Origin of the sequence: Acinetobacter sp. AOR43_HL (assembly GCF_027854635.1) — a bacterium.
GTDB classification, from domain to species: Bacteria; Pseudomonadota; Gammaproteobacteria; order Pseudomonadales; family Moraxellaceae; genus Acinetobacter; species Acinetobacter pittii.
This window is the reverse complement of record NZ_JAKTHX010000029.1, coordinates 62,126-85,177: the sequence shown is the minus strand read 5'-3', so window position 1 is coordinate 85,177 and position 23,052 is coordinate 62,126. Positions and strand designations below refer to the sequence as shown.

Annotated in this window: 23 protein-coding genes; 4 read left to right on the top strand and 19 right to left on the bottom strand. The window is 39.6% G+C overall.

Annotated features, from left to right (window positions below):
- Window positions 1-21: 21 nt before the first annotated feature.
- The 10 genes from paaK to paaA are packed head-to-tail and all read right to left on the bottom strand — an operon-like array spanning window position 22 to window position 9,318.
- Complete coding sequence (gene paaK, locus MKL33_RS12245) at window positions 22-1,311, bottom strand: phenylacetate--CoA ligase PaaK (RefSeq protein WP_000377857.1); 1,290 nt, start codon at window positions 1,309-1,311, stop codon at window positions 22-24.
- Window positions 1,312-1,351: 40 nt separating this feature from the next.
- Window positions 1,352-2,560: a 3-oxoadipyl-CoA thiolase gene (gene pcaF, locus MKL33_RS12240; RefSeq protein WP_270907029.1), complete on the bottom strand. Its 1,209-nt coding sequence runs from the start codon at window positions 2,558-2,560 to the stop codon at window positions 1,352-1,354.
- A 12-nt stretch (window positions 2,561-2,572) separates the two neighbouring features.
- Complete coding sequence (locus MKL33_RS12235; protein ID WP_270907028.1) at window positions 2,573-4,111, bottom strand: 3-hydroxyacyl-CoA dehydrogenase; 1,539 nt, start codon at window positions 4,109-4,111, stop codon at window positions 2,573-2,575.
- Window positions 4,112-4,113: 2 nt separating this feature from the next.
- Window positions 4,114-4,905, bottom strand: a complete 792-nt coding sequence (gene paaG, locus MKL33_RS12230) for a 2-(1,2-epoxy-1,2-dihydrophenyl)acetyl-CoA isomerase PaaG (RefSeq protein WP_238517653.1) — start codon at window positions 4,903-4,905, stop codon at window positions 4,114-4,116.
- Window positions 4,905-5,678, bottom strand: coding sequence for an enoyl-CoA hydratase-related protein (locus MKL33_RS12225; protein ID WP_270907027.1), 774 nt, complete (start codon window positions 5,676-5,678; stop codon window positions 4,905-4,907). Before MKL33_RS12225 ends, paaG begins: the two co-directional genes overlap by 1 nt.
- Window positions 5,679-5,686: 8 nt before the next feature.
- Entirely contained in the window at window positions 5,687-6,748 is a 1,062-nt protein-coding gene (gene paaE / locus MKL33_RS12220) for a 1,2-phenylacetyl-CoA epoxidase subunit PaaE (protein WP_077164164.1), read from the bottom strand.
- A gap of 23 nt (window positions 6,749-6,771) precedes the next feature.
- Entirely contained in the window at window positions 6,772-7,272 is a 501-nt protein-coding gene (paaD, locus tag MKL33_RS12215) for a 1,2-phenylacetyl-CoA epoxidase subunit PaaD (protein WP_004709491.1), read from the bottom strand.
- Between the two features lie 16 nt (window positions 7,273-7,288).
- Window positions 7,289-8,044, bottom strand: coding sequence for a 1,2-phenylacetyl-CoA epoxidase subunit PaaC (gene paaC, locus MKL33_RS12210; RefSeq protein ID WP_270907026.1), 756 nt, complete (start codon window positions 8,042-8,044; stop codon window positions 7,289-7,291).
- A gap of 12 nt (window positions 8,045-8,056) precedes the next feature.
- A complete protein-coding gene (paaB, locus tag MKL33_RS12205) occupies window positions 8,057-8,347 on the bottom strand; it encodes a 1,2-phenylacetyl-CoA epoxidase subunit PaaB (RefSeq protein ID WP_000389648.1) in 291 nt (96 codons plus the stop codon).
- Between the two features lie 32 nt (window positions 8,348-8,379).
- Window positions 8,380-9,318 (bottom strand): 1,2-phenylacetyl-CoA epoxidase subunit PaaA, encoded by a 939-nt coding sequence (paaA, locus tag MKL33_RS12200; RefSeq protein ID WP_014206395.1) that lies wholly within the window; start codon window positions 9,316-9,318, stop codon window positions 8,380-8,382.
- Window positions 9,319-9,583: 265 nt separating this feature from the next.
- Here paaA and paaZ point away from each other — a divergent pair, with 265 nt between their 5' ends.
- Entirely contained in the window at window positions 9,584-11,686 is a 2,103-nt protein-coding gene (gene paaZ, locus MKL33_RS12195; RefSeq protein WP_270907025.1) for a phenylacetic acid degradation bifunctional protein PaaZ, read from the top strand.
- Between the two features lie 42 nt (window positions 11,687-11,728).
- On the opposite strand, the gene MKL33_RS12190 is transcribed toward paaZ, so the two are convergent.
- Window positions 11,729-13,108, bottom strand: coding sequence for an L-serine ammonia-lyase (locus MKL33_RS12190; protein ID WP_270907024.1), 1,380 nt, complete (start codon window positions 13,106-13,108; stop codon window positions 11,729-11,731).
- 470 nt (window positions 13,109-13,578) lie between these two features.
- On the opposite strand from MKL33_RS12190, the gene MKL33_RS12185 reads away from it, so the two are divergent.
- Entirely contained in the window at window positions 13,579-14,202 is a 624-nt protein-coding gene (locus tag MKL33_RS12185) for a hypothetical protein (RefSeq protein ID WP_069036063.1), read from the top strand.
- Window positions 14,203-14,273: 71 nt separating this feature from the next.
- Here the strand turns inward: MKL33_RS12185 and MKL33_RS12180 are convergent, their stop codons facing one another.
- The 3 genes from MKL33_RS12180 to MKL33_RS12170 all read right to left on the bottom strand — a co-directional run bounded on the left by MKL33_RS12180 (window position 14,274) and on the right by MKL33_RS12170 (window position 15,813).
- Window positions 14,274-14,708: an I78 family peptidase inhibitor gene (locus tag MKL33_RS12180; protein ID WP_031947948.1), complete on the bottom strand. Its 435-nt coding sequence runs from the start codon at window positions 14,706-14,708 to the stop codon at window positions 14,274-14,276.
- Between the two features lie 163 nt (window positions 14,709-14,871).
- Complete coding sequence (gene soxR, locus MKL33_RS12175; protein ID WP_057069339.1) at window positions 14,872-15,336, bottom strand: redox-sensitive transcriptional activator SoxR; 465 nt, start codon at window positions 15,334-15,336, stop codon at window positions 14,872-14,874.
- 183 nt (window positions 15,337-15,519) lie between these two features.
- Window positions 15,520-15,813: a hypothetical protein gene (locus MKL33_RS12170; RefSeq protein WP_016141447.1), complete on the bottom strand. Its 294-nt coding sequence runs from the start codon at window positions 15,811-15,813 to the stop codon at window positions 15,520-15,522.
- Between the two features lie 455 nt (window positions 15,814-16,268).
- On the opposite strand from MKL33_RS12170, the gene MKL33_RS12165 reads away from it, so the two are divergent.
- Window positions 16,269-16,928 carry an epoxyqueuosine reductase QueH gene (locus tag MKL33_RS12165; RefSeq protein ID WP_005070032.1) on the top strand — a complete coding sequence of 220 codons (660 nt, stop codon included), beginning with the start codon at window positions 16,269-16,271 and terminating at the stop codon, window positions 16,926-16,928.
- Between the two features lie 273 nt (window positions 16,929-17,201).
- Here MKL33_RS12165 and pdxR read toward each other — a convergent pair whose 3' ends face one another.
- A complete protein-coding gene (gene pdxR / locus MKL33_RS12160) occupies window positions 17,202-18,677 on the bottom strand; it encodes a MocR-like pyridoxine biosynthesis transcription factor PdxR (RefSeq protein WP_270907023.1) in 1,476 nt (491 codons plus the stop codon).
- 112 nt (window positions 18,678-18,789) lie between these two features.
- Here pdxR and MKL33_RS12155 point away from each other — a divergent pair, with 112 nt between their 5' ends.
- Window positions 18,790-19,245, top strand: coding sequence for a GNAT family N-acetyltransferase (locus MKL33_RS12155; protein ID WP_270907022.1), 456 nt, complete (start codon window positions 18,790-18,792; stop codon window positions 19,243-19,245).
- Between the two features lie 38 nt (window positions 19,246-19,283).
- On the opposite strand, the gene MKL33_RS12150 is transcribed toward MKL33_RS12155, so the two are convergent.
- The 4 genes from MKL33_RS12150 to MKL33_RS12135 all read right to left on the bottom strand — a co-directional run bounded on the left by MKL33_RS12150 (window position 19,284) and on the right by MKL33_RS12135 (window position 22,919).
- Window positions 19,284-20,441, bottom strand: coding sequence for a winged helix-turn-helix domain-containing protein (locus MKL33_RS12150; RefSeq protein ID WP_270907021.1), 1,158 nt, complete (start codon window positions 20,439-20,441; stop codon window positions 19,284-19,286).
- Between the two features lie 129 nt (window positions 20,442-20,570).
- The gene (locus tag MKL33_RS12145; RefSeq protein ID WP_270907020.1) at window positions 20,571-21,752 is read right to left on the bottom strand and encodes a cyanate transporter; all 1,182 of its coding nucleotides are present in this window, start codon (window positions 21,750-21,752) and stop codon (window positions 20,571-20,573) included.
- The gene (locus tag MKL33_RS12140) at window positions 21,752-22,234 is read right to left on the bottom strand and encodes a nucleoside deaminase (protein WP_270907019.1); all 483 of its coding nucleotides are present in this window, start codon (window positions 22,232-22,234) and stop codon (window positions 21,752-21,754) included. Before MKL33_RS12140 ends, MKL33_RS12145 begins: the two co-directional genes overlap by 1 nt.
- 16 nt (window positions 22,235-22,250) lie before the next feature.
- Window positions 22,251-22,919 carry an ankyrin repeat domain-containing protein gene (locus MKL33_RS12135; protein ID WP_205666246.1) on the bottom strand — a complete coding sequence of 223 codons (669 nt, stop codon included), beginning with the start codon at window positions 22,917-22,919 and terminating at the stop codon, window positions 22,251-22,253.
- Window positions 22,920-23,052 lie beyond the last annotated feature (133 nt).

The following is a 23,052-nucleotide window of genomic DNA, read 5'->3' as shown; positions in this document are numbered from 1 at the left end:
ATACCCTGAATGATCTTGATGTTAAGCAATCTGACGCATATCGATTACCCGCTTTGCCTTACCTTCCGAACGAGGTAAGGTCGCTTCTGTCACAACTTCTACAGTAACGCTAATCCCAATCATGGTTTTAATGCGTTTCATCAACTCCTGAGCAAGTTGATTGGCCTGTATAGTACAGTTATGACACATCTCTGTACGAATATGCAAAGTATCCATATGGCCTTTTTTAGTCACCAAAATTTCATAATTTGGAACTAAATTCGGAACTTGCAAAATTTGCTCTTCAATTTGAGTTGGGAAAACGTTCACGCCGCGAATAATCAGCATGTCGTCACTACGGCCCACAATTTTATCCATTTTGCGCATTGCCAGATTTTCACCCGGTAGTAAGCGGGTCAAATCACGAGTACGGTAACGAATAATTGGTAAGCCTTCTTTGGTAATAGTCGTAAAGACTAGCTCTCCAAGTTCGCCATCTTTGCAGACTTCACCTGTTTCAGGGTTAATAATTTCCGGGTAGAAATGATCTTCCCAAATGGTTAGCCCTTCGCCCTCACCTAAACACTGCATCGCAACGCCCGGCCCCATCACCTCAGACAAACCATAAATATCGAGTGCTTTAATATTGAGGCGTTCTTCAATTTCACGGCGCAGTTCATTGGTCCAAGGCTCGGCACCAAAAATACCGACTTTTAAAGATGTATTACGTGCAGTACCAAATTGTTGTTCGAGCTTTTCAATAATACTCACGCAATAAGATGGCGTAACCATAATTGCAGTCGGTTTAAAGTCTTGAATAAGCTGAACTTGCTTTTCAGTTTGCCCGCCAGACATTGGAATAACTGTTGCACCTAAGCGCTCGGCACCATAATGTGCACCTAAACCACCTGTAAACAGTCCATAGCCATAAGCCACCTGAACCATATCTTTCGCGGTTAAACCTGCCATGCGTAAGCAACGCGCAACAATGTCCGACCAAGTATTAATATCTTTTTGGGTATAACCCACCACGGTCGGTTTACCCGTTGTACCCGATGATGCATGTAAACGCACAATTTGCTCTTGCGGTACGGCAAACATTCCAAAAGGATAGTTGTCTCTTAAATCCTGTTTGGTGGTAAATGGAAACTTCGCCAGATCGTCTAAAGTCACGAAGTCATCAGGATGTACACCCGCTTCATCGAACTTTTTCTTATAGACCGGACTATTTTCATATACAAAAGTCAGGGTTTGTTTTAACCGTTTAGTTTGCAGCTCTCTAAGCTCTGCAAGTGTTAATTGCTCAACATTATCCATTGTAAGGCTGTCCATCGCCTCTCTCCTCATTATGTAATTTTAAAAACCGTCTGAATTAATTTAAGTTTTCCAAAATCAGTGCGACGCCTTGTCCAACACCTACACACATCGTGCAAAGTGCATAGCGTCCACCGCGTTTTTTTAGCTCACGTGTTGCCGTAATGACTAAGCGAGTACCACTCATACCGAGCGGATGTCCGAGTGCAATCGCACCACCATTCGGGTTCACGCGTTCATCGTCATCTTTTAAACCAAGTTCACGCATACAAGCTAAAGATTGGGCTGCGAATGCTTCATTCAGCTCAATCACATCCATCTGATCTAGCGTTAAACCTGTTTGCTTTAAAATTTTCTGCACAGCCGGAACAGGACCTATACCCATATATTTGGGTTCAACCCCTGCACTTGCAATGCCTATCACGCGTGCTAAAGGTTTTAAACCATGTGTATCTGCAAATTCACGGTTTGTAATTAATACACATGCGGCGCCATCATTTACACCAGAAGCATTTCCGGCAGTCACCGAGCCACCTTCTTTTCTAAAAGGCGCTTTTAGCTTAGCGAGTGCTTCAAGTGTTGTTTCACGCGGATGTTCATCACGGTTCACCACAACTACGTTTTTCTTACGGTCTACAATCTCGACAGGCAAAATCTCTTCGTTAAAAAAACCGTTTTGTTGGGCAGCAGCGGTTTTTTGTTGGCTACGCAATGCAAACGCATCTTGGTCTTCGCGACTAATTTGATATTTTTCAGCTACATTTTCGGCAGTTTCAGGCATGCTGTCGGTGCCGTATTGTGCTTTGAGCTGCTTATTTACAAAGCGCCAGCCAATAGTGGTGTCATAAATTTCAGGTGTACGGCTAAACGCTTCGGTTGGTTTAGCTTGTACAAATGGTGCACGGCTCATTGACTCAACACCACCTGCCAACACGAACTGCGCTTCACCTGCTTTAATTGAGCGTGCCGCAAGGCCTACTGCATCTAAACCCGAAGCACACAGGCGATTGACGGTCATGGCTGGAACTGTATCAGGTAAGCCTGCCAAGAGTGTTGCCATACGTGCAACGTTACGGTTGTCTTCACCTGCTTGGTTAGCACATCCTAAAAACACTTCGTCTACCGTATTCCACGGCAAGTTCGGGTGTTTATCTTTTAAATATTTGATCGGCAATGCAGCTAAATCATCTGCACGTACTGCACTTAAGGCACCTGCGTATCGTCCAATTGGGGTACGAATAAAATCGCAAATTAAAACGTCTTCCATGTTGACTCCTGATTATGCAAATTCGGTCATATCGCGTGAATATTGGGTAGCAATGTTTTGAGTTTTCGCTACATATTGTTTGAGGTAGATACTCGCGCGATATTTTTCCTCTCCATACAGTGCATATAAATTATTTAAGGTTTGGAGCACATAAGCGCCGCCCATTTGTGTCAACCACTGGTAAGGGCCTTTAGGATAATTCACTCCATATTTCATGGCATTATCAATATCTTCCAGACTCGCAACACCATGTAAACTTGCTTCGCAGGCTTCATTAATGAGTAAAGCGATGGTTCGTAAGGTTAACAGTGCCGGATGGTCTTTAATCCACATCACGCTGATACCAAACTGTGCAAAGTAAGCCTCAACTTTAGCCAAATCACTTGCTTCACAAAGCTCGTTATGACTGAGTACTAAAGCCTCTGCGTGTTCAAAATCATGATGCCAATCCATTAAAACCACTTTACGGCTTAAGTAATGAATATTGGCAGACTCACCTTGGCTTAAACGCAAGTCGATATCATCAATTTGAAGGATATTGTCGTCGCTCGCAGATCCGCCTTTTAAACCTAAACGGGTTAAAAACGCAGGTAGCTGAGACCAAGTCCCTTTTAGCTGAATATGGGCATCAACTGGTTTGGCAACCACAGCTTGAGGCTGAAATGTCTCGTACTGATTTTTTTCGTTATAGTGATAAAAGCCTTGTTTTGACTTACGGCCCCAAGTACCTGCATCGACCAATTCTTTTTGAATGAGGCTTGGACGGTAGCGTGGCTCATAAAAAAACTCTTGATAAACGCTCTGGGTCACTGAAAAATTAACATCTTGCCCAATGAGGTCAGTGAGTTCACACGGCCCCATCGCAAAACCGCCACATTGCTTTAAAGCATAGTCTAGCTGGTCGTAGCTGGTGACTTGTTCTTGCAGTGCTCTAAAGCCTTCTGCATAAAATGGACGTGCAATTCGGTTAACAATAAAACCGGGAGTCGACTTGGTGAGTACTGGAATTTTTTTCCAATTCAACATCAAATTTTTTAGAGCCAAACATAAGCTGTTTGGTGTTTTTAAGCCTTGTACAATTTCGACCAATTTCATGACTGGCGCAGGGTTAAAAAAGTGTAAACCTACTACGCGCTCAGGATGAGCAATACCCGCCGAAATTGCAGTCACTGAAATTGAAGATGTGTTACTTGCAAAAATGGTTTTCTCACTACAAATTTCAGCGAGCTGTTTAAATAAAGACTGTTTAACTTCTTTCTTCTCAACAACAGCTTCAATCACCAAGTCGACATCACGCAGCGCTTCAATTTGATTGACCACTGTTAAATGCGCTAAGGCTTCATCAGCTTGCTGTTGTGTAAGCTTGCTCTTTTCAACCAGCTTTTTAAATGTCTGCCCTAAGCCATGAGCGGCTTGTTGCGCTTTTTGAGCGTCCAGATCATATAAAACGGTCGAGTGCCCATTAACGATCGCTAACTGAGCAATGCCGATGCCCATGGTGCCAGAACCAATAACGGCAATTCGGGCACGAGATAAGTCTAAATCTGTCATGCTTAGCGCCCTTTAAAATTTGGTTCACGTTTATTCATAAAGGCTTGTACCCCTTCACGATAATCTTCGGAACGACCCGCAATACGTTGTAAATCTCGCTCTAAAAGCATTTGCTCATCAAAAGTGTTATTGCTTGATTGATGAATCGCTTTTTTAATAAGAGATAAGCCAAATGTAGGCTGTTTTGCTAAACGTTCAGCGAGTTCAGTCACTTTTGTTTTAAGCTCGGCATCTTCTACAACATCCCAAATCATGCCCCATTCTTTTGCGGTTTCTGCTGGGAGCTTGTCACCTAACAAAGCCAATCCCATAGCACGCGCATGACCTACAGCACGTGGTAAAAACCATGTACCCGCCGAGTCTGGAACCAAACCTAAGCGGCAAAATGCTTGTACGAAGTTTGCCGATTTAGCTGCAATCACCAAATCACATGCCAGTGCAATATTTGCCCCTGCACCTGCCGCCACACCATTTACGGCGCAAATCACAGGCTTTGGCATATTTACAATCATTTTAATGAGCGGGTTATAGTAAGTTTCAATGGAATATCCTAAATCTGGAGCTTCAGCGTTTGGGTCTACTACACGGTCCCCTAAATCTTGCCCTGCACAAAAGCCGCGGCCTTCGCCACTAATCACAACACAGCGAACATCCGGATTTTTAGTCCACAGGTTTAAAACCTCAGCAACTTCACAGTGCATATCAACGTTAAAGCTATTCAGTGCTTTTGGGCGGTTAAATGTCAGGTAGCCAACACCATTTTTTTCTTCAGCAATAATATTTTGATAGTCCATCACACACCTCTAAACACTGGCTTTCTTTTCTCAAAGAAAGCGTTAATCCCTTCGTTTCGATCTTTTGTAGCCGCCAGCCAGACAAAGTTTTGACGTTCAAACTTGAGTCCCTGACTTAATGTTGTTTCATGAATACTTTTAATTGATTGTTTAATCACGCGAATCGCTAAAGGCGCTTGTTTGGCAATTTTGGCTGCAAGTTGAACTGCATATTCGACGGTTAATTCGGTCGGCACCACTTGACTGCAAATGCCATGTTGCTCTGCCTGTTTTGCCGAAATCATTTCACCTGTCATGGCCCAGCGCATGGTGAGCTGTTGCCCAACCAAGCGAGCCAAACGCTGTGTTCCGCCTGCACCCGGCAGCATCCCAAGGCCAATTTCAGGTAGTGCAAAACGGGCATTTTCACCGCAAATCACCATATCTGAATGCAAAACCAACTCAAACCCAGCGCCTAAGGCATAGCCATTGACTGCGCTAATGAGTGGCTTACTAAACGCATCAATTTTTTGCCAAAGCTTCGGGCGAATATCGAGTTGCAAAGACACGGCGTCCATTGCAGCCAACTCACTTAGATCTGCTCCAGCCGCAAAACATTGAGCATTACCCGTTAAAACCACCGCTTTGACTTGAGCATTATGTTCAGCTTCTTCGAGCAACTCGCATAAACACTGCAATGTTGCATTGTTTAAAGCATTTCTTTTTTCTGGACGGTTTAAGGTTAATAACAAAACACCGTCAGTTGCTGTGCTGGCTTTGATCAACTCTTGCATGACAGCCTCTACTCATCAAAACTCAAACGAACATTTGAGCCTTTTGGTAAGGTCTGACAGCTCAGCACATAGCCCTTTTCAACTTCATCTTCTTCAAGACTATAGTTAAGGAACATGTCAACTTCCCCAGAAAGCACCTTACAACGACAGGTCGCACACACCCCACCTTTACATGCATACGGTAAGTCAGCACCTGCACGTAAAGCCGCATCAAGAATACTTTCATCATCTTGAGCCACAGAAACAATCAGTTCACGACCATCTAAAATGATGTTGACCTTTTCTTCTTTACGGTTTGCATCCGCTTCAACACTACGTTTACGGGCTTGTCCTGTATGGAAACGTTCGGTGTGAATGCGCTCTTTGGCAATACCAAAGTTCGGCAACGTATTTTCTACGGCATTCATCATTTCGTCTGGGCCGCAGGCAAATACATGGTCAAAACTCGTTTCAAGCACTTCAAAATCAAAAAGTTGCTTAAGCTTTTCTGCATCAATACGACCGTTCATCAGTTCGCTATCATTGAACTCACGAGAAAAGATATTGATGAGTTGAAAGCGTTCTTTAAACTGATCTTTCAAATCCATAATTTGCTCGGCAAACATGGTTTGTTTCCATGAACGATTGCCATAGAGCAACGTGAATTTAGCTTCAGGTTGTTCAAACAAAACTTGTTTAACAATGGATAAAATTGGGGTAATACCACTGCCCGCAGCAACGCCTAAATAGTTTTGACCGCCCATCTTGGCTGCTTTTTGAAAAAACACACCTTGTGGTGGCATGACTTCAAGCACATCGCCCACTTTTAAATGGTCATTGGCCCAGTTTGAAAATTGACCTTGATCAATTTTTTTAACCGCAATGCTGATGTCTTCTTTACCCGCATAGCTACAAATTGAATAACAACGGCGGATTTCACCAGCTTCGGTTAAATGGCGAATGGTTAAGTGTTGACCCGGTTGAAATTGAAATTGTTCTTGTTGTTCAGGTACAACGTCAAATGCAATACAAATTGCCTGATCGGTTTGAGGCGTAATACTTTTTACTTTTAATGGTACAAATTGGCTCATGGCTGATTTCCTTATCTAAAGACTTAAATACATTTGAAGTAATCAAAAGGCTCAAGACAGTCCTGACATTTATAAAGTGCTTTACAGGCGGTAGAACTAAACTCTGTTAACAGTCGGGTATGTCGGCTTTTGCAACGTGGGCACTCAACGCCATCATTTAAGTGAACATGGGTGCCACACTGATGCGCTAACCCTTCTGGTGGTGCAATGCCATAAACTTGCAGTTTCTTTTTACCCGCTTCCGACATCCAGTCTGTGGTCCATGCTTCTGATAAATCGACCATCACTTTGACCGGTGTCAAAGCTTCTGCGGTAAATGCCTCAACAATTTGTGCTTTGAGCATATCTGTTGCTGGACAACCGCTATATGTTGGCGTTAGACGAACAATAATTTCTTGTTGATTGTTAATCTCTACACCGCGAATCATGCCCAAATCGACAACTGATAAAACCGGAATTTCAGGGTCACTTACCGTTTGTAGAACATCCCAACATTGGTCGATGCAATGACGAATCATTTGCATGGCTCACCTCCTTGTCTTACCAGGTCATTCCCGGATAAGTTCTTTGAATACATTGCATTTCAGCCAACAAATAACCTAAATGCTCGGTATGCAATCCTTGTTTCGCACCACGGCGATAAGCACCGTTCACGGCAACATTTAATTCAAAGCGCTTAAGCTCATCTGCAATGGTTTGGTTCCATTGTTCTTTTTCATTTGAAAAATCTGGAATCACACCTTGTTCGACTAATGCTTGTTCATCTGCATTAAGTTCAAATAACTCAGCGGTAAAGCGCCATAAATTATTTAATCCGTCTTGCACACGTTGATGTGCTTCATCTGTGCTTAAACTTAAACGTTCCATCCAGCTTGTCGAAAAGCGGATGTGATACTTCACTTCTTTTAAAGATTTGACAGCAAGCGCACTTAATTCAGGAAGTGAGCTTTGCGTTAAAGCCGTAAATAAATGAAGATGGTAATGGTCCATCAACCATTGGCGTACAATCGTTTGTGCAAAGTCACCATTGGGTTGTTCGCACAACAATAGGTTTAAAAACTCGCGTTCTGTACGGAAATACGCAAGTTGGTCTTCATCACGTTGAGCTTCATCATATTGACCAGCCAACGTTAAAAAGTTTCTTGCTTGACCTAACAAGTCCAAGCCGATATTGGCTAAGGCAATATCAATTTCTAGCTCAGGTGCATGCCCGCACCATTCAGCCAAACGCTGAGATAAAACCAGTTGGCTGTCACCAATATGTAATAAGAATTTAGATAAAACTGAATGATTCATTTGCCACTCCCCTTACATGTGCTCAATGCCATCTGGGATATGGTAAAAAGTCGGATGACGATAAACCTTGTCTAGAGAAGGATCGAAAAATTCAGCTTTTTCATCTGGCTGTGATGACTTAATGAGTTCTGAACGAACCACCCAAATGCTAATTCCTTCATTACGGCGCGTATAAACATCACGAGCATGTTGTAGTGCAATTTCATCATCCGGTGCTCTTAAGCTGCCTACATGACGGTGGCTTAAGCCTTGTTTACTACGTACAAATACTTCGTAGAGCGACCAGTTGTTTTTATCTTCCATTTTGATTTCCTCAAATTTTTCCATAAATCTTGTTAAGCCACTTTGTTCGCTTCAAGCTGCTGTTTTTTCGCGTAGACTACTGCTGCATCACGAACCCATTTACCGTTTTCCCATGCTTTACGACGAGCTTCGATACGCTCGTGATTACATGGCCCACGTCCGGCAATCACTTCATTAAATTCGTGCCAGTCAATCTCACCAAACTCATAGTGGCCTGTTTCTTCATTGAACTTTAAATCTGGGTCCGGTACTTCCAAGCCAAGTTGCAACACTTGCGGTACGGTGTTATCGACAAACTTTTGACGTAATTCATCGTTACTAAAACGTTTGATTTTCCACGCCATGCTTTGTGCGCTGTTTGGAGAATGCTCATCACTTGGACCAAACATCATCAGTGCTGGCCACCAATAGCGATTTACCGCATCTTGTGCCATCTGTTTTTGTTCTGGCGTACCGTTTGCCAAAGCCATCATCGCTTCAAAACCTTGACGTTGATGGAAACTTTCTTCTTTACAAATACGTACCATCGCACGTGCATATGGCCCATATGAAGTACGGCAAAGCGCAACTTGGTTCACAATGGCTGCCCCATCGACAAGCCAACCAATTGCAGCCACATCTGCCCAAGTCAAAGTTGGATAGTTAAAGATTGATGAGTATTTCATTTTTCCATCAATCAACTTTTCCATCATGTCATCACGGTCAGCACCTAAGGTTTCTGCTGCACTGTATAGATATAAACCATGACCCGCTTCATCTTGTACTTTCGCCAGTAAAACCGCTTTACGTTTTAAAGTTGGTGCGCGAGTAATCCAGTTTCCTTCAGGCAACATACCTACAATTTCAGAATGGCCATGTTGCCCAATTTGACGAATCAATGTTTTGCGGTAGGCATCGGGCATTTGATCCTTAGCCTCGATCGTAATTTCATTGGCAATATTTTGTTCAAATTTCTGGTAATTGTTTTCCATTCTTTCATTCCCTGTAGGTATCACCCTTGAATCTATTTTTCGATACACTAAAAACAAAGTCAATCACTTTTTTAGTATCAAATTAAATCCAACCGATAAACAATGAATAAATATTTGAAATTAATAAACATTAATTAAAAACAAAAAATCTTTTTACGTTTACAAATCAAAATAAAGTTGACTTTTAGACAAATTAATCTGAAATTATGAATCATATTTTTGCAATTTTTATAATTGATGTATCAAATAAAAAAGGAGTTTGGTCATGCTTGAACAAGCACACCTAGAAGGAACCTCAACTGACACAGATTTTCAGCAGTCTGAGCATCAACTGCCTCATCTTGCTTCTTCTGTCTATGGAACATGGCATTCGACGAGTGAAGAACTGCGCCCTGTTTATCATGCTATTACAGGTGAACCGATTTATGCCGTAAGTAGTCATGGCATTGATATGAAACGTGTTGTTCAATATGCCAAAAAAAATGGTTCAGAACTGGCTAACTGGACGTTTCACCAACGTGCCAATGCATTAAAACAAATTGCCCAACATTTACTTGAGCGTAAAGAAGAGTTCTACAAACTTGCTTATGCGACAGGCGCAACTCGTAAAGATGCATGGATTGATATTGAAGGTGGCATCCAGACATTATTTGCTTATTCGAGTCTGGTTCGTCGTGAACTCAATGACGAAAAAATTATTACCGAAGACAACTGGATTCAACTCTCTAAAAATGGAACTTTCGGCGCTAAACACATTTTAAGCCCAAAAGCAGGTGTTGCCGTTCACATCAACGCATTTAACTTCCCAATTTGGGGAATGCTTGAAAAAATTGCACCGACGCTACTTGCAGGTGTGCCATGTATTGTAAAACCTGCAACCGATGGCTCTCAATTAACTCAAGCTGTTGTAAAAGCCATTGAAGAAGCACATGTATTACCAAAAGGCTCGCTACAACTCATTTGTGGTCAGACTTATGACTTGTTCGACCACTTAAGCCCTCAAGACTGTGTTACGTTTACAGGTTCTGCTTACACAGGCCAAAAACTGCGTAACCACCCTCACCTCAATAAATATTCAATTCCATTTAGCATGGAAGCCGACTCGGTAAACAGTGCAATTTTAAGCCCTGAGGCAAATGAAGAAACTGTCGATTTATTTGTGCGTGAAGTCTTCCGTGAAATGACCACAAAAGCAGGCCAAAAATGTACTGCGATTCGTCGTGCATTTGTTCCTGAAAACTTGTTAGCAACTGTGCAAGAAAAGCTAACTGCCAAACTTGCTAAAGTTGTAGTGGGTGACCCGCAAAAAGAAGAAACCACCATGGGGGCTTTAGCGAGCATAAAACAAAAATATGACGTTGCAGAAAAAGTTGCTGAACTCAGCAAAGACGCAAAAATTGTTTTTGGTGGCAATGATAGCTTTACATTTAATGCAGACCATCCTGAAAAAGGCGCTTTTTTCGCTCCAACTTTATTGCTCTGTGAACAACCTTTACAAGCGACGAATGTTCATACCACAGAAGCTTTCGGTCCGGTGTGTACCCTCATGCCATACAACAACATTGAAGAACTAGCTGACCTTGTTTCACGTGGTGAAGGTAGCTTAGTGGCTTCAGTCGTTAAAAATAACGATGAGAATATTGAGCAGATTATTCAAAAAATTGCACCTTGGCATGGGCGTGTGCATGTACTCGATACAGAATCGGCAAAAGAAAGTACAGGACATGGTTCACCACTGCCTCATCTTGTGCATGGCGGCCCTGGCCGTGCAGGTGGCGGTGAAGAGTTAGGTGGTATTCGCGCGGTTAAACACTATATGCAGCGCACTGCAATTCAAGGTTCTCCAAATAGTTTGACGCAAATTACCCACTCATGGACTGCTGGCTCGAAAGTTAACGAAGACCGCGTACATCCATTTAAAAAGTCTTTTGATGAGTTAGTGATTGGTGAACGTTTATTAACGGCGCGTCGCACCGTAAGCGAAGCAGATATTGTTAACTTTGCTGGTTTAAGCGGTGACTATTTCTATGCGCATACCGACAAAATTGCAGCTGCCGAGTCTTTCTTTGGTGAGCGTGTTGCACATGGATATTTCATTGTGTCTGCCGCAGCAGGTCTATTTGTAGATGCAGCACAAGGCCCTGTGATTGCCAATTATGGTATGGACAACTTACGTTTTGTTGAACCAGTTAAAATTGGTGATTCGATTCAGGTTGAATTGACCTGTAAGCAAAAAACACCTAAGCCACAAAAAGACCCATCTCAGCCTGCGCATGGCGTTGTGGTATGGGATATTAAAGTCAAAAACCAACGTGGTGAACTTGTCGCAACTTATGACATTTTAACTTTAGTTGCTCGCGAGGCTTAATGTTTAAATTGAGATGGGGTACCTCGTCCCCATCTCTTTTTTTTAGCACTCAATTGCGTTAACAGCGAGACCACCTTTTGAAGTCTCTTTATATTTCTCAGACATATCTCTGCCTGTTTCTTTCATGGTCTGAATCACTTTATCTAGCGTGACAAAGTGTTCATCGTCATCATGAAGTGCCATTTGGGCTGCATTAATGGCTTTTACGGCTGCAATTGCATTTCGTTCAATACAAGGCACCTGAACCAAACCACCAATCGGGTCACACGTTAAACCCAAATTATGTTCAAGCCCAATTTCAGCCGCATGTTCCACTTGCTCAGGTGATGCTCCTAAAATTTCGGCTAAACCCGCCGAAGCCATCGCACATGCCGAACCGACTTCGCCCTGACACCCTACTTCTGCACCAGAAATAGAAGCATTGAGTTTACATAAAATGCCAACGGCTGCTGCACTTAAAAAGAAACGAACCACTTTATCTTCGGAAAAGTCTTTAGAGAAAGTCACGTAGTAATATAAAACTGCCGGAATAATTCCTGCTGCCCCATTTGTGGGTGCCGTCACTACTCGACCGCCAGCAGCATTTTCCTCATTTACCGCTAAGGCAAATAAATTGACCCATTCCATCGCATGGAAAGTCGTCACAATCAGGTTTGAGTTTTTCTTATTTAATAACTTATCGTGAATTTTTTTAGCCCGACGTTTTAAGTTTAATCCGCCCGGTAATATGCCTTCATTAATTAATCCGTTGTGAATACACTGCTGCATCACTTTCCAGATTTCCATAATCTTGCTACGAATCTCAGCCTCACTACGCCAGCTTTTTTCATTTTCAAGCATTAACTCGCTCACTGATAAATGATGAGTTCTACATAAGCTTAAAAGTTCAGCCGCACTGTGAAATGGATATGGAACCTTAACGTCGTTTGTTTCAGTTTGGGTGTGTGCTAATTGTCTTTGGCTAACAATAAAGCCACCACCAACCGAATAGTAAGTTTCTGCATATAAAATTTCTTGAGCCTCGTTATACGCAATCAACTCCATTGCATTGGGGTGATAAGGCAAAGAGTCATCTAAAAAAAGCACATCATGCTTATAGTCAAAAGCAATACTCTTTTGCCGATGAAGCTGGATGGCGTTATTTTCTAGAACATCTTCAATCAAGCTTGTACTTACTTGGGTATCAATATGTTCAGGGTCAAAACCCATTAAACCTAACAGAACAGCCTTGTCTGTCGCATGACCGACACCCGTTGCCGACAGCGAACCGTATAACTTCACCTGAACTCTAGCTGTTGCTTGTAAATCGTTTTGCTTCAATAAATCATCCACAAAACTGTATGCCGCTCGCATGGGTCCAACTGTATGGGAGCTAGATGGGCCGATGCCAATTTTAAAAAGATCAAATACACTAATAAACACGTGGTCCTACCTTCGATTCATTATTATTCGTATGTTCGTCATTATTGTGTCCTTTCGGATAGCTCTAAAATTATCATTAAGCCAAGTACAAATCACGAATAACTCTTCGGCAGTAGCACAAAAAGACAACGGTTGAACAATCACGATAAATAACTTTGTTCACAGCCATAACTTTTGTAGTTTTTATTAACAAATATAAATGTATTAGCGCCTCCTTCCTTAAAACAAGTACAGGAAGTTGTACAAATAAAAAACTACAAATATTAGCCATTAGTCGCACCTCCCTATTTTTATTCATTTTTGCTGGTAAAGTGCTTTACATGGTTTGATACAACCTACTTAACTCAGATGCATAATTCACCTGTTCTTGCATCTGATGTTTTTCTGCCTCTAGTCCGCTAGGGGCTTTTTTTATTATTGATTTAAATACTGATATATTAAATTTCTAGACATAATTAAAGACAAGAAAAATGGATCGAGTATTCAAATTAAGTGTTTTAAGTTGCCCGGTTTTATTATTAAGTGGTTGTATTGGTTGTTATAACCCGACAGGCTGTAGCCGTGATGATTCGCCTTATTTCTATACAACACAAATAACTCAAATCAAAGGTGTAACAGTTCCTGTTGGAACAAAACTGGTTTATAAATCTCAAAAGTCCAAACAGAAAGATGAGCAAACTGCACCACTTAAAGAAGAACATATAACAGGAATAAAGCTACCGAAAGATACGGCTATACTTTGGGGAGGAATGCCTACCAATCATCTCCTTCAGTTTGCTAATCCCGAAATGCAAGGATTTACAGCCTACCGAGCACAAGAAGCTCCAGCTGTATATTCCAATCAATTTTTAAAACTCTGGAAAGAATGTGATAGTGATTTAGATATCTCGATCAAGAATGCAAATGACTGGAGCTTTAATCCTGCAAATATGAAAATTATTGGATGCGGAATTAACTATCAAGAAAGAGCTTCATACAACACCAACAATCCAAGCCAAGACAAAGTGGATATTTTTCTCATCAAAATTAATCAGGCTTTACAGAAGCTGCCACAACAAAAAGAGTATCCCGTTATCCATTATTCCGAAAATTAAAGTAAAAAAGCCTGCATTTTCAGCAGGCTCTTTTCTTTAAAATTTGATTTAGCAAACTTTAATTAAACATATTAACCACAGGTTGCCTGAGTAATTTTCTTAGAAGCAGGATCAATAGTAACTGTAACTCGGTTTGTACGATAATCCATAGTCATTGGTTGACCTGGAGCCACTTTGCGCACAATTTCTGATTTAGTTTTTTGTTTAATTTGATCATCAGTAAGGCCAGATTGACCCACTAATTTTTGAGCTTCTTCTGCTACACAGTTTGCTTGATTATCACGGAATAATTTCCATTCTTCCACGACTTGGCCGTTTGGTAAATGACAATACCCAACCTGACCATTTGCTTCATTTCTAATTTCTAATTTCCCACCTTGTTCAACACAATATTGACTAGCTGGGTTTGGTGAACCAATTTTTGGTGGAGTTGAATCTTTATGTTGTACAGATGAACAAGCCGTTAACGAAACAAGCGCTAAGCCAAGAAAGATAATTTTTTTCATAAATTTTTGCTTCTTAATAAAAAAACTAAAGATATCAAAAAAATTCATGTTTCATGTGTCTTGTTTACAATAAAAAACTCACTTGGGAGTTCTACTCACCATTTCTTTAATTAATTGGAATTTAAGATTTTCCTTTCTAAAAATAATTATCAAAATATTGCGATCATGGCCTTTCCAAAATTCGTGCTCCAGATCCGTCTTGCCCTAAAACATCTTCAGGATTTCTTAATGGACATTGCTCTAATGATAAGCAACCGCAACCAATACACCAGTCCATTTCATCCCGTAACCTCGTTAATTTTTGAATACGATCATCGAGATCTTTTCGCCAATGGCTTGATAACTCTTTCCACTGTTTAGCTGTTAATTTGCTCCCCATAGGATATGCGCTAAGAGCCTCTTTAATTTCATTTAAAGGAATTCCTACTCTTTGAGCAACTTTAATAATCGCAATATATCTTAAAACGATTAAGGGAAAACGGCGCTGATTACCATTGGTTCTTATACTTTTTATCAGCCCTTTCGTCTCATAAAAATGTAGGGTCGAGACAGGAACTCCACTCCTTTTTGCAACTTCACCCACAGTCAAAACTCGACTAGAGTCAGCTTTTTTATTTTCACTTATCATGATTAACCTCAACTTTACTCGAGGTTTATAAAAGAGCATCTTTACTTTGTCAAATAAAAATCCAAACACCTTAACTGCTAAAAACCACTTTTATGAGCTTATCTGTCTTGGCTTTTCTATAAGCTCTATAAGCGCTGTGAAAATAAATTTGATACGATTATTAATTCAATTAAATTTTAGAAATTAATTTTGTAGGGTACATGGACACCCGCAAATCCAAAACATGTTATAAACAAAAGGCATTGGTGCTCCTAATGGATAGACCTTAGCTTGTTCGATCTTATAAGTTTTTTTACGTGACTCAATGTGAAGTATATTATCATAGCGAGCAACTACAATTCCCTTTTTATATAATTTTTTCCGTTCATTCTTTGCATCAAATTTATATACCAAAAAGTAAACTTTTTCTCCTACACTGATCTTTGAATGATTAACCATAATGTAACCATTACAATACTTACATTGCCAATCTTTCATATCTCAAATAATCACACACTTAAATTTAAAAACACATCGAATTTTATAGTATAGATTTATTAAAGCTACAAATCTAAAGAAATAATTTAATTGAAAAAATAAGGTTTATTTGTGACAGACATCACAATAAAAACATAAAAAATTTAAAATTATATCTAGAAACATCAATCACTTACCTAGCTGTTTTTTAGTATTATTATTTTAAAAAATATTAAATTTATCTATATTTTATATTACTATATAGTATTTCGGTTAATAAATTTAAAAGCACCTATATAAATAATTTTAATATTTAATAATCTAATTATTTCATTACATTCAACTAAACCAAAAAATAAAGTAATAAATAAATTTTAAGATATTAAATTAATTTCATGTTTAATTGAAAATAATTCAGTTCACATTATACAAAATAAAAATATATAATTATTAGAATTGCAATTTAATTTTTTATTATGTCAACTCAACGTTTAAAATTAGAACTCCCATCTGGACATGATCAATTATTACTTCATTCTTGCTGTGCTCCTTGTTCAGGAGAAGTTATGGAAGCATTAATTGATTCTGGAATTAAATTTTCAATATTTTTTTATAATCCTAATATTCATCCGGTAAAAGAATATCTCATCCGTAAGGAAGAAAATATTCGTTTCGCAGAAAAGCATAATATTCCATTTATCGATGCCGATTATGATACGGATAATTGGTTTGCTCGAGCTAAAGGTATGGAAGATGAACCAGAACGCGGTATTCGTTGTACCATGTGTTTCGATATGCGTTTTGAACGAACTGCCCTTTATGCACATGAACACGGCTTTAGTCTCATCAGTAGTTCGTTAGGAATTTCTCGTTGGAAAAATATGGCTCAAATTAATGATTGCGGAATTCGAGCAGCATCCAATTATCCAGATATTCAATATTGGGATTATAACTGGCGAAAAAATGGTGGCTCTAGTCGAATGATTGAAATCAGTAAGCGAGAGGAATTTTACCAACAGGAATATTGCGGTTGTGTATATTCTTTACGTGACACCAACCGTTGGCGTATGAGTAATGGTCGAGACCGAATTAAACTAGGTGTTAAGTTTTATAGTAATGCCATGGAAGAAGATTAAATCCTATTCTCCTTAAAAAATTAATTCATTCTAAGCTATATTTATTCCTAATAAAAAGAGGCCACATCTGGAGAATGTGGCCAAAAGGTGTACTGTACTGAGCTTTGATATTATTAGAATAATGAAGTTAGCTTAAAATAAGATTAATAAATCTTTTAAATTTAAATTTTTTAAAATTTCATCAAATATTTAAATCGAATAAATACTTTGCCCTTCTCATTAAAAATAAAATCACTCTAAAATCCAGATATAATTTTGAAAAGTTTAGCTATTTTACTTTTTGATACTGATGGCTAGTCTCTTAATATTTTCCACCATTTCCTCAGGTTGATGTGCAGCATAGCCTAACATAACTGCTGCTTTTTTCGACTCAAGTTGACAATATCTTGATAGAGGTTGAATCTCCAAATCTAATGCCGAGCAATGAGAAATAAACTCCTGCTCTGTCCATGGTGCTTTTAACCAACATATAAGATGAATGCCTGAATCTGTTGGCTGAACATCGAGTACTTCTGAAAGGTATTCATTAATAGCGTTAATCAATACTTGTTGACGCTCATAGCATGCTTTTCGAACTTTACGTACATGTCGAGCATAGTGGCCTTGTTGAATGAATAAAGCTAAAGCGACCTGCTCTAAATATGAACTTCGTACATCAGTATAGTATTTAGCTGCACTAAAGGTTTCAATTAATGCTTCAGGTACAACCATGAACCCTAAACGAAACTCCGGGAACATCATTTTGGTAAAAGTGCCAGAATAAATGACTCTTTGCTGCTGATCTAAACCTTGTAGTGCTTGAATTGGGTGAGTGCCATAGCGAAACTCACTATTATAATCGTCTTCAAAAATCCATTTTTCTTGTTTGTTTGCCCAATCTAATAAAGCAAAACGGCGAGCTAAACTTAAAGTTCCCCCTAAAGGAAACTGATGTGAAGGTGCTGTATAGACCAGTTTGCTTTTGAAGTAATGATCAGTAATTTCAGAAATTTGCATTCCCTCCTCATCACTCTCGATCAAATTTATCTGAGCGCCAAAACTTCGAAAAATCTTAAAAGCTGCATCATATCCCGGCTCATCCAAACACACTTCATCATTTGCTTGAACTAATGCATAGGCTGTTAAATGAATAGCTTGCTGCGTTCCGTTTACGATAATAATTTGCTCTTCGTTGCAGTTTAGCCCTCGGGTGGAGCGAACATATTCAGAAATTGCCTGACGCAAAGGTAGATAGCCACGTGGGTCGTAAAATTGACCAAGCTGATAATACGACTGCCGCCAAGCTTGCGTTAATAACTTGCCCCACAGTTGATGAGGAAATAAATCAATACAGCCTACCCCTACATGAAACATCTTTTTCTTTTTACTTAACCATGACTGCTTTCGCCATGAATCCAATAAAGCTTCAATATTCGGATTAATATTTAAGGAACGATGAGTATTTTTAGACGTTTCTTTTGAATTTTTTTGAACGTGTATTAACTGATCTGGCACAACCTCAGCAACATAGGTACCCGAACTTGGTTTAGTAAATAAATATCCCTCATCCAGTAATCGTTCAAGAGCCGCCAATACAGAATTCCTTGAAATTGACATCATCTCTGCCAAAGCACGACTTGAGGGTAATTTTGTTCCGGCAGTCAGCCTTCCATCTAAAATTGCATCACGCAAAGCCGTATATAATCCATCTTTAATCTGGCCTTTTGGCAAAATTAAATGTGGAAAAGATGCAGAAATTGGAGCGGCCATATCAAAACTGGTACTGTGAAAAATATCAAAAGTGTACCTTATAAAAATACCACTATCAAAACTACACTCTAGTTGTCGATTTTTTATTACTTTAAAACAGAGTGTAATTATTATGCAAAATCAAGGTCTTCAAATCGTTCCTGTTCAGCAGCAAGATTATTCACAATGGGAAAAATATTGGCTTGCTTACCAAAATTTTTATCAAGTGAATTTACCCCTTCATGTCACAAAAGTAACATGGGAACGTTTCTTCGATGAGAATGAACCTATGTACTGTGCCGTTGCTAAACAAGGTGAGCAGGTTTTAGGAATTGTGCATTATGTTATTCATCGTTCAACATGGGCAAAAAATAATTACTGTTATCTAGAAGACCTCTATGTTTCACCTGAAGTTCGTGGACAACACATTGGTAAGCAACTCATTGAATATGTGCAGAAGCAAGCTATCGAACACAACTGTGACCGTTTATATTGGCATACTCAAGAAACCAATCTAACAGCGCAAAAGCTTTATGACTGGATTGCACAAAAACCAGGAGTTATTCAATATCGTATGCCTTTGAACTAAAAAAGTGAAAACACCAAAAGCTGGAGTGCTTTTGGTGTTTAAGTTTTACTGCGAATACACTTAATCACTTTGTCATTAATAGTTGAGCATTGATTAAACGCAGCAAAATGCTTGAGCTCTTGTTCTAGTTCGAAGAAGAAGAGCTCCTTATTTTTTACTGTTTTTTCTATATGCAGGCTAATCACTTCTAACTCTTTGATAGAACGATGCGCTTTACAATCTACTCGGCCTACTAACTCGTCTTGATATAGGATCGGCAAGCAAAAATAACCATATACTCGTTTAGCCGCTGGTACATAGCATTCAATGCGGTAATCAAATTCAAATAAGGAAGCTAGACGGTCACGATGAATAAGAGAATTATCAAAAGGCGATAGTATTTTTAAACCAAAATCAGTACTAACCTTTTGTTCCATTGCAGCAACATCAACATATAAAGTTTGACCATTCTCAAGTTTAATTGCTGATACAACACCTGCGTCAATATGTTCTTTCAGAACGACACGCATAGTTTCTTTTAAATCATTTTTCTTTAGATGAACTAATTGTTTCCATGTAAATGCACCATGTGCTCGAAGCGTATTATTAAATAAATACTGCGCATATTCATAAAGCGTAGGCATACTTAAATCAATATTTTCAGGCAAGCAGCGCTCGGTCAAATCAAAGACCTTTTCCATTCCGTTACGCTCACAGATCATCAGGTCACCCTGCATATATAACTGCTCAAAAGCACGGCGGCCTGGTCCGGTATTCCACCAGTTTCCCAAACTCTTTTTATTATTTTTATCAATATCACGTAGACGAATTTTTCCTTCAGCACGAACACGTGCCAAAATTTCATTCATAAGGTGTTGATCACCTCTATTGAAATAACGGCTTTCACCTTTCCTAACAGACATCATGGCAGGCAATGCATAACGATAATCTTTCATAGGAAGATAAGACGCTGCATGATACCAATATTCAAAAATCTGCCGCTCACCAACCAAACTATTGAGATGCCTTAACTCATAATCAGGTACTCGGCTCCACAATATATGGTGATGAGCTCGCTCTACAACCGATATGGTATCAATCTGCACATATCCTAAATGCTCAATAGCCTGTAAGGTTCCATCCACGCCTTTTGCAAATCGACTGGTTTTTCCTAAGCCTTGATTAAATAAAGTGAGCTGTTTCAAAGAAGAAGTCATAGAAATCAAATATTGTTGTATTCATTTAGAAGCTGAAATTTTCAGTACTATCGTATCACTATTTCCTCATTTGCTTGTGATTTAGAATCGGTAATTCTTTATAAAAAGAATCTCGACTAACTCAACATTTTACAGACTCATCTTAAAATAACTTTTAGGAGCTAATCTAATCACTAAAACAACGACTAATATCACACTGGCTAAATGAAAAAGCCATCCTGCTTTATAAGCCCCCGTAAGATCATGCAAAATCGCAATAATCCACGGCGGGATTGCTGCCAGTAAAAAACCACCACCCTGCATCAATGCAGATAAAGCCCCTGCATGAATCGGATCATCAAAATGGTCTAATGCAACGATAAGCGTTAACGCAAAACATCCTCCCAAACCTACGCCCAAACAAATTGCCCAAAGTATAGAGGCAAAATCAGGCATAAAAGCCATTCCAGAGAAACCGACTAGCTGCATTGCTAACGTAAACCATAACCATGGACGTCGATCTTTATATTTCCTAGCTAAAACAGGCAAAATTAGCGCTGAAGCTGCTTGGCTAAAGGCCAGCAAAGCGAGTAATTTTCCACTTTGTGCTGCACTCCAACCCTGATCTTGAAAAGAAGGTGCCAACCACGCTACTACGGACGAGTAGCCACCATTTACAAGTCCAAAGCACATCATTAATAACCATGTTCGAGGTTGATTTAACAACTTGCGTACAGGCGCATGATGAATGGATGAACTAACTTTTATAGGTAAAAAGACAAGCGCCAATATAAATGCAAATAAAGCTGGAATAGCAAAAAAAGCCAGTCCAATCGACCAAAGGCCCGTTATATTTGAAACTACAGGCGCTAACCATGCACCTAAGGCACCACCGCCCATGAGCATAGCCGAATAAAGCCCCATCATCGGACCAGTATATTGGCTAAATTCTCGTTTAATCATGCCTGGAAAAGCCGCTTGTATCATCGCAACGCCAAATCCAATTACTATTGCACTAAGAATTAATCCTTCACATGTAGGCAATAAAAATCGGGCAGCACATCCCGCACAAATGGCAAGTAATGCACCAAGAATCGCTTTTCGTTCGCCCACATAGTTCTGCAATATTGAGCCAACAAATGCAACAAGCCCCATAAGCATCATCGGTAGCAAAGTAAGTAGTGCCATTCCTTGTAGGCTTAAGCCAGTGGCTGTTCGAATATTTGCAATTAACGGTCCAATACTTGTTATAAATGGTCTTAAATTAAGGCCAACTAAAGCCACAGTTACAATGAGCATCGGCTGGGTCAAAAAAGCTCCAGGCTGCTTCATTATTTTGAACCTGAATGATTGGCTTGATAATTCTTCCAATGCGCATAAAGATCAGTGCGGTTTTCAACTCTGATCGGTATATATTGAATTTTCATTGATTGCTCAGCAAAGGGCTTGGCAAGCTCAATATATATTTCAGCTGTAGACAAACCAAATGGTGTTCCGTCTTCATTAGAATAAGCATAGCTCACGGACTTTATACCGACCAAACGCATTGCAGCCATACACATTGGGCATGGATGTCCACTTGCATACACAGAACAGCCTTCTAGGTTGGCAGATCCTAAAACTTGACTGGCTGCACGAATCGCCAGTAATTCAGCATGTGCGGTTGGGTCATTCGTTACCAGAATCTGATTTACGCCTGAAGCAATAATTTCTCCATTCTTTACAACCACAGCACCAAATGGCCTGCCACCTTTTTCAATATTTTTATAGGCAAGCTCAATCGCCTTACGTAAAAACTGTTCACCTTTTTCCATCACATACTCTCACTTTCTATTTTGCACCAGCTGCAAGAAGTCTTTTTTCAATTTCGCGATATCCTCGTGACCGCGCATGGTGTAAGGGAGTTATGCCGTCTTTATCAGCCAAGTTCGGATCAGCACCTGCCTTTAATAAAAGCTCTACAATATGTTGATATTTGGGTTCTCCATTTCCCAAAATGATGGCCTCAAGTAATGCTGTCCAACCCAAATTATTCACATGATTAACATCTACACCGGCCGCAATTAATGTACGGACTGTTTCAACATGGCCTCGTTCCGCTGCTGGAATTAGCGCAGTTCCACCGTAACGGTTAATACTTTTTAAATCGGCACCATGCATGAGTGTCATTCTTAGAATTTTTAAATATCCCTGTGCACCAGCATATAAATATGGACTGTCTTGAATATTGTCTTTTGCATTTACATCGGCACCAGCCTCTATCAGCATATGAGCAGCATGTATATTATTTGCTCTTGTAGCGACCATCAAAGCAGTCGAACCAGTTTCATCTCGCTCATCAATTAAAGCTTTTTGAGATAAAATTTGTTTGATAGATTGTGTGTCATTATTTATCACTGCTTGATGTAAAGGATACTCACCTATTGCATTCGTCATATTTGTAAAACCCAAAGCCCCTAATGCGACGATCAGATTCATCCATATTAGTGACTTACGCATGTTGGTCTCCTAATAAAAACTTATGGCAAAACATTTTGCAATTAGAATAAGCTTCACCAAAAGTATTTGGAAATTAAATTATTTAATCAATAGTATTAAGATTATAAATACTTATCTTATCGGCTTTTAATTG